The following is a 13,920-nucleotide window of genomic DNA, read 5'->3' on the forward strand; positions in this document are numbered from 1 at the left end:
CGTCACAGGGCGGGGCCGAGCAGCGCCCCGGCTCCCAGGTCAAGCAGTTCGGCGGCCAGTTCCCGGCCGAGCTTCTCCGCCTCGCCGATCCCGGCGATCGCGGAAGCCCGAACCATGTCGACGCCGCCGTTCTCGCCTTCGACGGCAGCGGTGCCGCGCAGCGAGATGCGTTCCACCACCGCGCCCTCGTCGTCGAGGTCCTCGACGATCTCGGCGAGCGCGCCCACCGGCGCGCTGCACCCGGCTTCGAGCGCGGCGAGCAGAGCCCGTTCGGCCGTCACCGCGACCCGCGTGCTCTCGTCGTCCACCGCGGACGCGAGCAGGTGCTCGATGTCCACGTCGGCGGCCCGGCACTCCAGCGCCAGCGCCCCCTGCGCGGGGGCGGGCAGCATCTGGATCGGGTCGAGGGTTTCGGTGATCTCGTCCACCCGGCCGACCCTGGCCAGTCCGGCACGCGCGAGCACCACGGCATCCAGCTCGCCGTCGGTGACCTTGCGCATGCGGGTATCGATATTGCCTCGGATCGGCACGATTTCCAAACCGAGACCCAGCGCGCGCAGCTGAGCCATCCGCCGCGCCGCCCCGGTGCCGACCTTCGCGCCCGGCGGAAGCTCGCCGAGGGTGAGGCCGTCGCGCGCGATCAGCGCGTCGCGCGGGTCCTCGCGCGGCGGCACCGCGGCCAGCACGAGGCCGGCCTCCGGCGCGGTGGGCAGGTCCTTGTACGAGTGCACGGCGACGTCGATCTCGTTGCGCAGCAACGCTTCCCGCAGGGCCGACGTGAACACGCCGACCCCGATCTGCGAGATCGGGGCGCTGGAGAGGTCGCCGGGCGTGGTGACGGTGACGATCTCCACCTCCGCCCCGGTGGCGCGGATGGTGTCGGCGACGATGCCGGTCTGCGCGAGGGCGAGCTTGCTGCCCCGCGTGCCGATGCGAATGACTCTGGTCACTTACCGCTTCTTCTCGGATTCCGGCGCTGTCGGGCTCGCCACGGCCGCAGGAGCCTGCGGGTCGAGGCAGAACAGTTCCCGCAACGCGTTGGCGTAGTCGGTGTCGGCCGTCTCGGCGGCCAGCTGCTTGACCCGCACCGTCGGCGCGTGCAGCAGCTTGTCGACCACGCGGCGAACCGTGCGGCCGACCTCTTCGCGAACCTGGCTGTCGAGTTCCGGCAGCCGGTTGTCCAGGCGGAGCAACTCCGCGTCCACCACCTCGGCCGCGCGCCTGCGCAGCGCGGTGACCGTGGGCGTCACTTCGGCACTGCGCTGTCCGGCGAGGTACTCGCGCACCTCGTCGAGCACGATGCCGTTGGCTTTGGCGGTCTGCCGGTCGGTGGTCGGGGCGCCCGCGTCGCGCATGCGGCGCTGGATCGTCTCCAGGTCCACCACGGTGACGTCGGCGAGGTCCGCGACCGCGACGTCGACGTCCTTGGGCAGCCCGAGGTCGCAGACGACCAGCGGACGCCCGGCGCGCGCGGGCACGTGCCCGGCGAGGAAGACCGCGTCCTGCGCCCCGGTGCACGCCACCACGAGGTCGACCTGATCGACCGCCTCGGCGAGTTCGGTCAACGGCACCGAACGCGCCGGGATCCCTTCGGCGACGACCTTCTCGGCCAGCCGGACGGCGTTGGCTTCGGTGCGGTTGGCCACGGTGATCTCGGCGATCCCGGCCTTGCGCAGCTGCGACGCGGTGAGCGCGCCCATCGAACCGGCTCCGACAATCAGCGCGTGCTTGCCCGCGATGTCACCCGCGGCGGCCAGCGCCTCGGACACGACGGACGCGCCGAGCTGGTCGAGCCCGGTCTCGGAGTGCACGCGCTTGCCGACCCGCAGTGTGGTCTGGATCAGCTCGTGCAGCGTGCGGCCGACGGTGCCGGCGTCGCGCGCGGTCGCGTACGAGGAACGGACCTGGCCGAGGATCTGCGTCTCGCCGACCACCATCGAGTCGAGGCCCGAGGCGACGGAGAACAGGTGCTCGACGGCCGCGCCCGCGTAGTGCACGTACAGGCTGTCGTACAGCTCGGCCGGCTCCATCCCGGCCTTGCGGGAGAGCACGTCCGAGACGTCGTTGACGCCGCCGTGGAACGTCTCCACCACGGCGTAGACCTCGATGCGGTTGCACGTCGAGACGAGCATGACCTCGCTGATGTGCTCCGCCTGCTGCAGGTCGTGCAGGACCTTGGTCAGCTCGTCCGCGGGGATCGCCGCACGCTCGAGCGTGCCGAGATCCGCACTGCGATGGGAGAGCCCGACCGCCAACACGCTCATTCAGCGCACCACCATTCCGAGACCGCCGTCCGTACCGGCGCCGTTACGTCCGCCGCTGCCATTGTCGGCGGCCCCGCCGGTTCCGGGTAACCCGGTATTCCCCTGGTTTTCCCCGGCGGACCCCGCGCTCGCCGCGCTGTCGGCGCGCCGGGCCACGTGGAACGAGAGGATCTGCAGTTCGACAGCCAGGTCGACCTTGCGGACCTCGACGTGTGCCGGCACCTGGAGCACTACCGGCGCGAAGTTGAGGATGCACTGGACGCCGCCTGCCACCAGCCTGTCGCACACCGACTGCGCGGCGGTAGGAGGTGTGGCGATGATCCCCACGGAAATCTCCCGTTCGGAGCAAACGCGCGGAATGTCGTCCATGTGCGAGACCGGGAGACCCCCTACGGGGACGCCGATCAGATCGGGGTCGAGGTCGAAGAGCGCCTCGACCGGGAAGCCGCGGCCCGGGAAGCCGCCGTAGTTCGCGAGCGCGTGGCCGAGGTTGCCGATCCCGACCACGGCGACGCGGTGCTGCCGGGTGAGGCCGAGGATGCGCTCGATCTGGCTGACGAGCACCTGCACCTCGTAGCCGACGCCGCGCGTGCCGTAGGAGCCGAGATAGGAGAGGTCTTTGCGGAGCTTGGCGGAGTTCACGCCCGCCGCCGCGGAGAGTTCCTCGCTGGAAACGGTGGTCGCGCCCTGCTCGGCCAAACCGGAGAGAATCCGCAGGTAGACGGCCAGCCGGGCGACGGCGGCCTCCGGGATCTGCTTCGCGCGGACCGCGGTGTCTTCCGCGTCGGAGACAGCGGGCATCTCGGCGGTCGGCGCGTTGTCGGCGTCCGGCGCGGGACGGGAGGTCCGGGCGGCGCGGCGGGTGCGGGGCTTGGCGTCGTTCTCGGCGGGGGTTTCGGCTGAGGTCTGGGCTGACGCTGCGGCTCGGGAGGTCGCGCGGCTGCCTCCGGCCGGCGCTGCGGCCCGGGTGGCGCGGCCGTTGCCATTGCTGGACGCGGCGCGGCTCGCTTCGGCTGATGCGGCGGTCGCGCGGTCTTCGGCGGCGGCCCGTGCGGTCGCCCGGCTCGCGCGGCCGTTGCCGCTGCCGGAGGCTGCCCGGCCGTTGCCCGCAGCGTGCTCGCCGCCGCCGGCGACCTGGTCGTGCCCGGCCTGCCCGTTCTCGTGTGCGGCTTCCGCCGAATTCCCGTTGCGCGCCAAGCCGTTCTCGCTCACCGTGGCTCGACGGCGGCTGCCCGCGGCGTGCCGTCCACCGCTCCGGCGTGCGGGCGGGGCGGCTTCGGATTCGTCGCGGGGAGGCGTGGCCGGCGGTTCGGCACCGCCGCGCCCGCCCCGCTGTGTCACCACGCTGACTTCTCCTCAAATCCGGCTTCGTGCCCGCGCTGTCCCCCACCTGCCTGTCCGGCAGTGGAAAACCAACCCTTGACCCCACGGCTTCCGTCCGGTTCGATGCCGGTCCTCGCGGGGACGGGTTCCTACGGTAGTCCACTTGTGAACGCATGCACAAAGTCACTGGTCACCCGCATGACCAGAAGCACAACCCCGCCCGCCGCGCGGCTTCCCTCGCTGTCCGTGAGGGGAACCCCGAGGGACTCTGAGTCCGTCAGGGTTCCCCTCACGGACAGCGAAAGCCCGCGCCCGCGGCGGGGGGCGGGCAGCGAAGCCCTGGGGGTGGTTCAGGCAGCGGTGAACGGCACCGTGTGCCAGCCGGTCGCACCGTCCGGAACCGGGTCCGCGGTCCGGTCCGTCTGCGTGTAGCCGGACTGATCTGTCGCCCGCACGGTCACCGTGTGGCTGCCCGGCGGCACCGGCACCTCGGCCCACCACATCCGCCAGGTGTCCTTGCTGACCTCGGCCGAAAGCGTCGCCGGAGTCCACGCGCCCTGGTCCACCCGCACTTCGACCTTCGCGATCCCGACGTGCTGCGCCCACGCCGTCCCCGCCACCCGGACCTTGCCCGCGCGCACCGACGTCCCGCTGGCCGGTGCGTCGATCCGCGATTCGGTCTTGATCGGGGCCTGCTCCGCCCAGCCGCGCTGCAGCCAGTACGCCTGCCGCGCGTCCCAGGTCGTGAATTCCAGGTCGGTGACCCATTTGGTCGCCGACACGTAGCCGTAGAGCCCGGGGATCACGATCCGCGCCGGGAACCCGTGCTCGACCGGCAGCGCCTCGCCGTTCATGCCGATCGCGAGCATCGCGCCGCGCGCCGGGTCCAGCGCGACGTTGGCCGGGGTGCCGCAGGTGAACCCGTCGACGCTGGTCGCGTACATCTGCTGCGCGCCCGCGTGCACTCCCGCCGCGTTCAGCAGGTCGACCAGGTCCACCCCGATGAAGTTGGCGGTGGAGATCAGGTCGCCGCCGACGTCGTTGGAGACGCAGGTGAGCGTCACGGTCCGTTCCACCAGCGGGCGGTTCCGGATGTCCGCGTAGGAGAAGCTCACCTCGCGGTCGACCATGCCGTGGATCTTCAAAGCCCAGTCCTCGGCCCGCACCTGCGGCACGACGAACGCGGTGTCGATCCGGTAGAAGCTCCCGTTCGGCGTGATGAACGGCGGCGACCCGAGCTTGTGGAAATCCGCGTCCGGCGGCAGCGGCGGAGCTTTCCGGGCGGCGACCAGCGGCCCGATCGAAGCCCGCGAGCCAGCCGCACTGCCGGTGGTCGACACGACCTCGCCGACGATCGCCGCCACCCCGGCGCCGGCCGCGATCCCCGCGCCGCGCCGCAACACCTGTCGACGGCTAAGTCCTTGTCGCAGTTCGGTTTCCGGCGGCAGCGCACGCTTGTGCAGCCAGCTGAACACCAGCAGCGAAGCACCCAGCGCCAGCACCGGAGCCAGCAACGCGAGCTGTCCGACGTCCGTGCGCTCGAACACCGCGAAGATCCCGAACGCGCCGACCACGACCACCAGCAGCTGGCCCGGCAGCGGACGGCTGCGCGAAAGCTGTCCGGCGAGCACCGCGAACCCCAGCAGCACCACAGCCAGACCGATCTTGAGCACGGTCTTGTCGGCGGTCCCGATCGTCTGCTCAGCCCACACCACGACGGCGTGCGGGCTGTGCGCGATCACGAAGTCCGCGACCGCGACGAACGGCGACGCGTTGTACCCGACAAATCCGGCGACCAGGTGCCCCACGCCCAGTGCGACGGCCAGCGAGACCAGGCCGATGAACGTCGCGATGCCCAGCGACAGGCGCGGCCGGGCGGCCGGCGGAGCTTCTTTCAACGCACTCACCCCACCATCTTCGGCGGGTCCGGTCCCGTCAGGCCCGTTGAAAGCGCTTACAGGTTGCTTACCGCAGCGCCGCGCGCAGCCGTTCTTCCTCGACGCGCCAGTACCCGTGCTCGACCCCGTCGATCAGGATCACCGGCACCTGGTCGCCGTACTCGGCCTGCCATTCCGGGTCGCTGTCGACGTCCGCGGCCTCCCACGGCACGCCCAGCTCACCGCAGATCCGCGCGACGTCCGCCTCGGCCACGTCGCACAGGTGGCATCCTTCGCGGCTCATCACGGTCACTTTGTGCACAGAGCCAGCCTAATCAGCGCAGCTTCAGCCGGCGCAGCTTCCCGGTCGCCGAATGCGGCAGCGTCTCGGCGAACTCGACGGTGTGCGGCACCTTGTACCCGGCGAGATGCGCCGTGCACTGGTCCACCACCTGCTGCTCCGACAACGCCGCGCCTTCGGCGGGCACCACGACCGCCTTCACCGCTTCGCCGCTTCGCTCGTCGACCACGCCGACGACAGCGGCCTCGGCCACGCCAGGCAGCCGCGAGATCACTTCCTCGACCTCGTGCGGGAAGACGTTGAAGCCGTTGACGATGATCAAGTCGTTGGCCCGGTCGACCAGGTGCAGGTCGCCGTCGGAATCGAGATAACCGACGTCGCCGGTCCGGAACCAGCCCTCGGCGTCCGGGCCGTGCGCGCCGTCCGGCCAGTACCCGGAGAACAGGTTCGCCCCGCGCACCGACACCAGCCCGGTGCTGCCGCCTGCCTCGAAGACGTCGTCCGGCTCCTCCGGGTCGAGCGGCAGGTCGTCGGCGGATCCGTCGGACTCCACCAGCCGCAGCTCGATCCCGGGCAGCGGCCGTCCGACCGATCCGGGCTTCGGATAGCCGGTGACCAGCGTGGACGTCACCACCGGCGCGCATTCGGTGAGCCCATAGCCCTCGTACACGTCGAGCCCGGTGGCCTCGCGGATCGCCGCGAGCACCTTCGGATGCAACGGCGCGGCACCGGACGTCAGCCGCTTCACCGTCGCCAGCCCGCGGCTCAGCTCCTCGGTGTCGAGCGAGGCGAATTCGTTGTACATCGCGGGCACGCCGGTGATCGCCGTGACGCGATGTTCGGCGCAGTCTTGCAGCGTCCGCCGGGCTTCGAAGCGTTCGGACAGCACCAGCGTCGCCCCGACCGCCGTCGCCATGAGCAGCCCCGGGCCGAGGCCGTAGACGTGGAAGAGCGGGATCGACACCAGCACGCGGTCGTCGTGCTCGGTCACACCGTCCACTTGGGACAGTTGAGTGAGGTTCGCCAGCAACGCGCGGTGCGACAACAGCACTCCGCGCGGCGGGCCGGTCGTGCCGGAGGTGTACGAAATGACCGCGATGTCCTCGCCGGAACGACCGAGGTCGACCGGGTCGCCCGCCTCGTCGCCGCGCGGCGGCAGGCCGGCAACGCCTTCGGGCAACTCGGCGTCGTCGCGCTGCACCACGCGTTTCGCGCCGCAGTGCTCCAGCAGCCGCTCCAACTCGGGCGCGGGGGCTTGCGGCGACAACGGCACGGCGATTCCGCCCGCGCGCAGCACCGCGAACAGGGCGACCGCGAAGTCAGCCGACGTCGGGAGCCGCAGCACCACCGGGTCGCCCGGCGCGACGCCGGAGGAGACCAGGCTGCGCGCCTGCGCGTGCGCGGCTTCGTCCAGCTGTCGCCAGGTCAGCGTGCTGCCCGTGCCCGTCTCGGTGATCGCCGTGCGCTCCGGCCAGCGGCTGGCCGCATCGGCGAGCAGGCCGGCGACACCGTGGGCGGTGCTGATCCGGTCCACCCCCACCCCTCTCGTTCCGTTGCGGATTCGTCATCTTGTCACCCGTAATGGGGATGCCGCGCGATCGTCGCACCTCTGCCTGACCGGGACACTACCTACTTCGCGGTAACAACACGTATGCTGCACTGCGTCGCCGGGTGGCGTTGATCACTACCGGGTGACCCGAGCAAGGGAGTCGTCGTGCCGAAGCTGCCGGTCCACGAGGAAGTGGGACATGCGCCGCGGCACGCCTTCGCGCCCTCGGGACCGCGCCCGGCAGCACCAGGGACAGCCGGAGGTGCCGCTCGATGACCCGTCCGATCACTCTGTCCGCCACCGCGCACCGCGGGCCGGTCGCGATGTTCGCCGACCGCGTGTTCGGCTCGGCCGCGGCCGCCGTGCCGCTGCCCAAGGCGGACGCCGAACCGGATCCCGCCGAGGTCGCCAAGGCCGAGGCGTGGGACCTGGTGCGGTCCGCGCAGGCGGGCGACTCCTCCGCGTTCGGCCAGCTGTACGACCGGTACGTCGACGTCGTCTACCGCTACGCGCTCTTCCGCCTCGGCGACCGCGACCTGGCCGAGGACGTCACCAGCGAGACCTTCCTGCGCGCGCTGCGCCGGATCACGTCGGTGAGCTACCAGGGCCGCGACGTCGGCGCGTGGTTCGTGACCATCGCCCGCAACCTGATCCTCGACCACGTGAAGTCCAGCCGGTTCCGGCTCGAGGTCGTCACCGACGAGGTCGCCGAACCGGGCGGCGTGCCCGGCGGCCCGGTCGGTCCGGTCGCGCAGGCCGGGCCCGAACAGCAGGCGATCGCGGGCGCGACCCGCGCCGAACTGCTGCGCTGTGTCGCGGAACTCGGCGACGACCAGCGCGAATGCATCGTGCTGCGGTTCCTGCAGGGGCTCTCGGTCGCCGAGACCGCCCAGATCATGGACCGCAACGAGGGCGCGGTGAAGGCGCTGCAGCACCGCGCGGTCCGGCGGCTCGCGCAGCTGCTGCCCACCGGCCTGCGTTGATCGTTCAACGATCGGCCGTAACTTTTTCGGCTTCTTAATCGTTTCTCACGCAGACCGGCGGTCAGGGCCGGGCGTTGGGTGGAGACGGAGCAGCACCGTGGGCGTGCCCGGGTGGTTTTCGCGTGGTCGGACCGAGAGCGAGCGGTTCGACGACGCGATCAATGCTTCCCCCGGGCAGCGGCCGGACGAGTTCGCCGAAGAGCTGGCCCTCGTCGGTGCCCTGCACGAACTGGGCCAAGCGGGCGATCCCGACCCGGCCACCCGAGCCCGGATCCGCGCCGAAATCGAAGGCCGCATCGGCGAACCGCTTCCCCGCCGACGGTGGCGGCCGCGGATGGCCGACCTCGCCGCCGCGGGCATCGCACTGATTTTGGGCCTTGGCGGGCTGACGCTGCTGCTTTCGCGAGACGCATTGCCCGGAGACGCGCTGTACAGCGTGAAGCGAGCGGGCGAAGTCACGTCGCTCGGCCTGACCTTCGGTGACGAAGCCAAGGCCGAGAAGCACCTGAAGTTCGCCGCGAACCGCGTCACCGAACTGGGCCGGATGGACGACGCCAGCCCAGCGGCGTACCAAACGGCCCTGCACGATTTCAGCAGCGACGTCCGCGCGGGCGTGGCCGAACTCACCGAACTGGCGACCACGAGCGGCAACCGCACGCGCCTGACGTCGCTGGAGTCCTGGGCGCAGAGCCAGTCGCGGCAATTGGAGTCGGAACAGGCCGACGTCCCGGCGTCCGCTCGCTCGGATTTCCAGCAAGCGCGTTTCCTGCTCGACCGGGTACAGCAGCGGACGTCCGCGCTGGGCTCGCGGCTGAGCTGCTACCAGATCACCACCGGCACCACCGACGAACTAGGCCTCCTCCCGGCGCGCGGCGCGTGCACGCAGCAACCGCTGTCGCCCGGCGGCTCGACGCCGAGCAGCCCGCCGCCCGCTGCCGGATCGAGCGTCCCGCCGACGGACTCCCCTCTGCCGGTGCGCTCGGTGTCCTCGCCGACGCTGAGCAGCCCGAACCAGCCGACTCCGACGCCGACCTCGACGGAAGTCCCGCACACGGCGACCCCGCCGAGCGTCTCGCCGCCGATCACCGCGCCGACCCCACCCCGAATCCCGACGCGGCCCGCGCCCCCGCCGGTGGTCTCGATCCCGCCGCTGCTGCCCGGACTCCCGCCGATCGTCATCGGTTGACGCCTCCGTCTGTGAAGGGCTCCTTGAAGGAATCTGGTTCCCTCAAGGAGCCCTTCACGGACCGTCAGCCGCGACGTAGGTCACTCTCGGGCGCGGTGATCGGGGCCGGTGGGCAACCCCTATCGGAGGCACGGGCCACATCTCCAACGGGTGAGTCGAGCGGTCGCTACCCTGTGCTGCAGGACCCGGTCGGCGTCGTCCGCCGGGACGTGCCCGAACCTGGAGGCGGTGTGCGTGTCAGCTTGGCGTGGCAAGGATAAGAGTCAGGAACTCGAGCGGCTCGCCACGCTCGCCGGCGAGGCGTCGGCCGAGGCGGCCTCGTCCTCGGCGCAGCTGGCGACGTCGGTTCCGCCCGCGCCGCCGGACCTCACCGCGGGCGCCTTCTTCGACGTGGACAACACGATGATGATGGGCGCGTCGATCTTCTACTTCGCCCGCGGCCTCGCCGCGCGCAAGTTCTTCACCTCCGCCGACCTCGCCGGTTTCGTGTGGGACCAGGTCAAGTTCCGCATCGGCGGGCGCGAGAACAAGGCCGACATCAAGACCCACCGCGAGCGCGCGCTGTCCTTTGTGGCCGGTCGCACGGTCGAGGAGCTCACCACGATGAGCGAGGAGATCTACGACGAGCTGATGGCGGACAAGATCTGGTCCGGCACCCGCGCGCTCGCGCAGATGCACCTCGACGCGGGCCAGCGCGTGTGGCTCGTCACGGCGACGCCGATCGAACTCGCCGCGATCATCTCCCGTCGCCTCGGCCTCACCGGCGCGCTCGGCACCGTCGCGGAAACCAAGGACGGCGTCTACACCGGACGGTTGGTCGGCGACATGCTGCACGGCCGCGCGAAAGCCCACGCGGTCCGCGCGCTCGCGTCGCGCGAAGGCCTGAACCTCAAGCGCTGCACGGCTTATTCGGATTCGCAGAACGACGTGCCGATGCTGTCGGTCGTCGGAACCGCGGTCGCGGTGAACCCGGACAGCGGCCTGCGCGACGTCGCCCGTGCCCGCGGCTGGGAGATCCGCGACTTCCGCACCGGCCGCAAGGCCGCCCGCATCGGCGTCCCGTCGGTGATCGGGGCGGGTGCGGTCGCGGGGGCGGTCGCCGCGGGGATGGCGTACCGCCGCCGCTGAGGCCGGGTCAGTCCAGCACCGCAGTCGCCTCGACCTCGACCAGGAGATCCGGCTCCGCCAGGAACGCCACACCGATCCCCGTCAACGGGGCCTGGATGGCGACGCCCAGCTTCTTCTCCGCGCGCTGCACGCCCTCGACGAACTCGCCCATCTTCTCCGGCGACCACTCGACGAAGTACACCGTCAGCCGCGCCACATCGGCGAACGTCGCGCCCACCTCGGCCAGCGCCGCGGCCACGTTCAGGTAAGCCTGCTCGACCTGCGCGGCCAGATCGCCGTCCCCGACGTGCCCGCCGTCGGCGGTCCGCGCCACCTGCCCGGCGATGTACACGGTCCGCGAGCCGGTGGCGACGGACACCTGGCGGTAGAGGCCGACCTGCGGCAGCGCAGCTGGGTTGACCAGGGTGACGGCCATGTTTCCTCCTGAAGCCGGGAATGATCTTCGGTACTTCAAACATAGCATTGCAATGCTATAGAATGCCGCCATGGCGAGGGCGAAGGATCCGGCAGTGCGCACCTTGCTGCTCGAACGGGCAGCGCAGATGCTCCGCACCCGCGAACCGATCACCCTGCGCTCGCTCGTGGCCGGGACCGGAGTGTCGACGATGGCCGTCTACACGCACTTCGACAACATGGACGGCCTCTGGAAAGCCTTGCGCCAGGAGGGTTTTACCCGGCTGGCACACCGGATGGCCGAGGTCCGCCAGTCCGCCGATCCGGTGCGCGATCACGCCGCGCTGATCTCCGCGTACCTCGGCAACGCGCTGGACCACCCCGACCTGTACCGCGTGATGTTCGACGCCAACTTCGAGCTGGAAGACGCCCAAGCCGCCGACGACACCCTCGAATACCTGGTGCAAGCCGCCGCCCGAGGCCGCGACACCGGCCGGTACCGCGAAGGCCTCGACGCGCTCGAACTCGCCACGCAAAGCTGGGCCGTCGCGCACGGCCTGGTCTCGCTGGTCGCCAACGGACCCTTGCCCCGCACCACCCTCGACCACGGCGCGCCGTTGCTGACCGCGCTGTTCGTCAGCGTCGGCGACGAACCTCGGCGCTGCGAACGCTCAGTGCGCCGCGGCTGGTGCCTGCCCGGCTGAAGCTCAGCCGCGGAAAACGCTGCGCCGCTGGGAAAGCCTGCGGTACAACGAATGCTGGATCGACTCCCGCACCTGGTCGGTGAGCGTGAACACCAGCATCGGATCGTCGACCGCGTCCGGGCCGTAGTCGTCGGTGCGGATCGGCTCGCCGAACTCGATGGTCCACTTCGTCGGCAGCGGCACCGCGCCGAGCGGGCCAAGCAGCGGGAAGAACGGCGTCACCGGGAAGTACGGCAGCCCGAACAGCCGCGCCAGCACCTTCAGCTCGCCGATCTTCGGATACGTCTCCTCGGCCCCGACCACCGACACCGGGATGATCGGCACGCCCGCGCGCATCGCCGCGGACACGAACCCGCCGCGGCCGAAGCGCTGCAGCTTGTACCGCGCGGAGAACGGCTTCCCGACGCCCTTGAACCCTTCCGGCCACACGCCGACGAGCTCGCCGTTGGTCAGCAGGCGTTCGGCGTCGGCGTTGCAGGCGAGCGTCTGGCCGGACTTGCGCGCGAACGAGCCCACCAGCGGCAGCTTGAACACCAGGTCCGCACCGAGGCCGCGCAGATGCCGTCCGCCGGTCTCGTCGTGCACCGCGACCGCGGTCATCAGCGCGTCGAGCGGCAAGGTGCCGGAGTGGTTGGACACCAGCAGCGCGCCGCCCGCGGTCGGCAGGTTCTCGACGCCGAACGTGTCGACGCGGAACCACTTCTCGTACAGCGCGCGCAGCGGCGGCAGCACGAGCGTCTCGGTGAGCTCGGCGTCGAAACCGAACTCGTCCACCGCGTAGTCGCCGGTGAGCCGGTGGCGCAGGAAGGTGAGCGCGCCGCGGACCGACTCCGACAGCGGATCGGCCGCGGGTTCGCGCACCGGACCGGACGGCTGCGCCGGGAACTCGACGACCGGAGCGTCCACGCGCTCCTCGGCCTGCTCCGGCGCCTCGGCCGGTTTCTCCCGGCCGGGTCCATGCAGCGGGATGACCTGTGCCTCAGCACCATTCACGGGATTCGCCTCACTTCCGGCCCTCGTCGCGTGGCTCATCGGCGCGCCTGCCCGGTGGCGGCGGCCTCCAGCACTTTCCCGGCCAGCCCGGCCAGCGCGCCGCCGTCGAGCACCGGGCGCAGGCCGCGGCCTGCCACGTAATCGTCGAACGCCTCGCGAGTGGTCCAGCGGGGCGTGTACCCGAATTCCTTCTTGAGCTTCGTGATGTCGACCGCGCGGCCGAAGTTCAGCAGCCGCACCTGGTCGGCGGAGAAATCGACCAGCCGCGCGCCGCGCAGCAGCTTCCCGACCGAGGGCACCACGCCGCGCGGCATCGGCAGCCCGACCCGGCCCGCCCGGCGGATCGCCTGGGACAGCGTGAGTACCCCTTCCGAGGCGACGTTGAACACGCCCGGCCGGTCTTCCAGCGTCGCCATTTCCAGCACCGACAGCGCGTCTGAACCGTGCAGCAGCTGCAGCCGGGAGTCGTAGCCGAAGACGGTCGGCACGACCGGCAGCGAGAAGTACCGGGCCAGCACGGTGTCGACCTCGGGGCCGATGATGTTCGCGAACCGGGCGAGCGTGATGGTCAGGTCCGGGCGGCGGCGGGCGAGGCCGCGCACGTAGCCCTCCATCTCCACCGCGTCCTTCGCGTAGCCGCTGGACGACGGCGGGATCAGCTCCGAATCCTCGGTGAAGACCGCCTGCGAACGCGCGCCCGCGCCGTACACCGCGGCGCTGGACTTCACCACGAGCTTGCGCACCTTCGGCGCGCGCTGGCACGCGGCGAGCAGCCGCATGGTGCCGATGACGTTGACTTCCTTGACCGCCGCCCGCCGGCTCGGCCCGGCCGGATGCGCGGTGCACGAGGTGTGCACGACGGTGTCCACCTCGGCGCTGCTGATCACCTTCGCGATGAGCGGATTGCGGATGTCGGCGCGGACGAACTCGGCGCGGCCCATCCGCTGCTGGACGTCCTTGGCAGGCGGGGCGGTGTCGACGCCGATCACCCGCTCGAGATCCGGATGCGCGCCGAGCCGGGCGAGCAGCTTCCCGCCGAGGTCGCCGGCGACTCCGGTGACGAGCACGATGTTCGAGGCCATGGAACTCCCTGATCGGCAGCAGTGTGCAAGACGGAGTGATCACTCGGGGTGCGCGAACCTGCACTCGCTGGAAGCATCGCGCTGATGCGCCCGCCATGTTACCGGCCACAGGCGCCCTTCTGACCAGGCCTTACCTG

13 protein-coding genes are annotated in these 13,920 nt (G+C 71.2%); 4 read left to right on the plus strand and 9 right to left on the minus strand.

Features of this window, described 5'->3' with window-relative positions; all coding sequences use genetic code 11:
• Positions 1-2: 2 nt before the first annotated feature.
• The 6 genes from hemC to ACFXI3_RS28640 form a co-directional block, all read right to left on the minus strand.
• The gene (gene hemC / locus ACFXI3_RS28615; protein ID WP_378403595.1) at positions 3-950 is read right to left on the minus strand and encodes a hydroxymethylbilane synthase; all 948 of its coding nucleotides are present in this window, start codon (positions 948-950) and stop codon (positions 3-5) included.
• Positions 951-2,264, minus strand: a complete 1,314-nt coding sequence (locus tag ACFXI3_RS28620; protein ID WP_344288193.1) for a glutamyl-tRNA reductase — start codon at positions 2,262-2,264, stop codon at positions 951-953.
• The gene (locus tag ACFXI3_RS28625) at positions 2,265-3,065 is read right to left on the minus strand and encodes a redox-sensing transcriptional repressor Rex (protein WP_344288314.1); all 801 of its coding nucleotides are present in this window, start codon (positions 3,063-3,065) and stop codon (positions 2,265-2,267) included.
• An 872-nt stretch (positions 3,066-3,937) separates the two neighbouring features.
• Positions 3,938-5,494: a molybdopterin-dependent oxidoreductase gene (locus ACFXI3_RS28630; RefSeq protein WP_378403597.1), complete on the minus strand. Its 1,557-nt coding sequence runs from the start codon at positions 5,492-5,494 to the stop codon at positions 3,938-3,940.
• 58 nt (positions 5,495-5,552) lie between these two features.
• On the minus strand, positions 5,553-5,768 hold the full coding sequence (locus ACFXI3_RS28635; protein WP_378403599.1) for a glutaredoxin family protein: 216 nt from the start codon (positions 5,766-5,768) through the stop codon (positions 5,553-5,555).
• Between the two features lie 31 nt (positions 5,769-5,799).
• A complete protein-coding gene (locus ACFXI3_RS28640) occupies positions 5,800-7,305 on the minus strand; it encodes an AMP-binding protein (protein ID WP_344288188.1) in 1,506 nt (501 codons plus the stop codon).
• 281 nt (positions 7,306-7,586) lie between these two features.
• Here ACFXI3_RS28640 and ACFXI3_RS28645 point away from each other — a divergent pair, with 281 nt between their 5' ends.
• The 3 genes from ACFXI3_RS28645 (at position 7,587) to ACFXI3_RS28655 (ending at position 10,611) form a co-directional block, all read left to right on the plus strand.
• Positions 7,587-8,297, plus strand: a complete 711-nt coding sequence (locus tag ACFXI3_RS28645) for a sigma-70 family RNA polymerase sigma factor (RefSeq protein ID WP_344288187.1) — start codon at positions 7,587-7,589, stop codon at positions 8,295-8,297.
• A gap of 97 nt (positions 8,298-8,394) precedes the next feature.
• Positions 8,395-9,483, plus strand: coding sequence for a DUF5667 domain-containing protein (locus ACFXI3_RS28650; RefSeq protein ID WP_378403602.1), 1,089 nt, complete (start codon positions 8,395-8,397; stop codon positions 9,481-9,483).
• A 219-nt stretch (positions 9,484-9,702) separates the two neighbouring features.
• On the plus strand, positions 9,703-10,611 hold the full coding sequence (locus ACFXI3_RS28655) for an HAD-IB family hydrolase (protein ID WP_344288310.1): 909 nt from the start codon (positions 9,703-9,705) through the stop codon (positions 10,609-10,611).
• A gap of 7 nt (positions 10,612-10,618) precedes the next feature.
• On the opposite strand, the gene ACFXI3_RS28660 is transcribed toward ACFXI3_RS28655, so the two are convergent.
• Entirely contained in the window at positions 10,619-11,026 is a 408-nt protein-coding gene (locus tag ACFXI3_RS28660; RefSeq protein WP_344288183.1) for a RidA family protein, read from the minus strand.
• Between the two features lie 70 nt (positions 11,027-11,096).
• On the opposite strand from ACFXI3_RS28660, the gene ACFXI3_RS28665 reads away from it, so the two are divergent.
• A complete protein-coding gene (locus ACFXI3_RS28665; RefSeq protein ID WP_378403604.1) occupies positions 11,097-11,708 on the plus strand; it encodes a TetR/AcrR family transcriptional regulator in 612 nt (203 codons plus the stop codon).
• Between the two features lie 3 nt (positions 11,709-11,711).
• On the opposite strand, the gene ACFXI3_RS28670 is transcribed toward ACFXI3_RS28665, so the two are convergent.
• Both ACFXI3_RS28670 and ACFXI3_RS28675 read right to left on the minus strand, forming a co-directional pair.
• Positions 11,712-12,740: a lysophospholipid acyltransferase family protein gene (locus ACFXI3_RS28670; protein ID WP_344288179.1), complete on the minus strand. Its 1,029-nt coding sequence runs from the start codon at positions 12,738-12,740 to the stop codon at positions 11,712-11,714.
• Positions 12,737-13,783, minus strand: coding sequence for an NAD-dependent epimerase/dehydratase family protein (locus tag ACFXI3_RS28675; RefSeq protein ID WP_354746159.1), 1,047 nt, complete (start codon positions 13,781-13,783; stop codon positions 12,737-12,739). The genes ACFXI3_RS28670 and ACFXI3_RS28675 overlap by 4 nt, the downstream gene beginning before the upstream one ends.
• Positions 13,784-13,920: the final 137 nt, after the last annotated feature.

The organism is Amycolatopsis sp. NPDC059235, from assembly GCF_042754125.1.
Classification (GTDB): domain Bacteria; phylum Actinomycetota; class Actinomycetes; order Mycobacteriales; family Pseudonocardiaceae; genus Amycolatopsis; species Amycolatopsis albidoflava.

Bases quoted from the DNA above. Each gene is read 5' to 3' on its own strand.
- ACFXI3_RS28660 (WP_344288183.1), bottom strand. From the start codon at position 11,026: ATGGCCGTCACCCTGGTCAACCCAGCTGCGCTGCCGCAGGTCGGCCTC.
- ACFXI3_RS28665 (WP_378403604.1), top strand. From the start codon at position 11,097: ATGGCGAGGGCGAAGGATCCGGCAGTGCGCACCTTGCTGCTCGAACGG.
- ACFXI3_RS28670 (WP_344288179.1), bottom strand. From the start codon at position 12,740: ATGAGCCACGCGACGAGGGCCGGAAGTGAGGCGAATCCCGTGAATGGT.
- ACFXI3_RS28635 (WP_378403599.1), bottom strand. From the start codon at position 5,768: ATGAGCCGCGAAGGATGCCACCTGTGCGACGTGGCCGAGGCGGACGTC.
- ACFXI3_RS28645 (WP_344288187.1), top strand. From the start codon at position 7,587: ATGACCCGTCCGATCACTCTGTCCGCCACCGCGCACCGCGGGCCGGTC.
- ACFXI3_RS28620 (WP_344288193.1), bottom strand. From the start codon at position 2,264: ATGAGCGTGTTGGCGGTCGGGCTCTCCCATCGCAGTGCGGATCTCGGC.
- ACFXI3_RS28675 (WP_354746159.1), bottom strand. From the start codon at position 13,783: ATGGCCTCGAACATCGTGCTCGTCACCGGAGTCGCCGGCGACCTCGGC.
- ACFXI3_RS28625 (WP_344288314.1), bottom strand. From the start codon at position 3,065: ATGCCCGCTGTCTCCGACGCGGAAGACACCGCGGTCCGCGCGAAGCAG.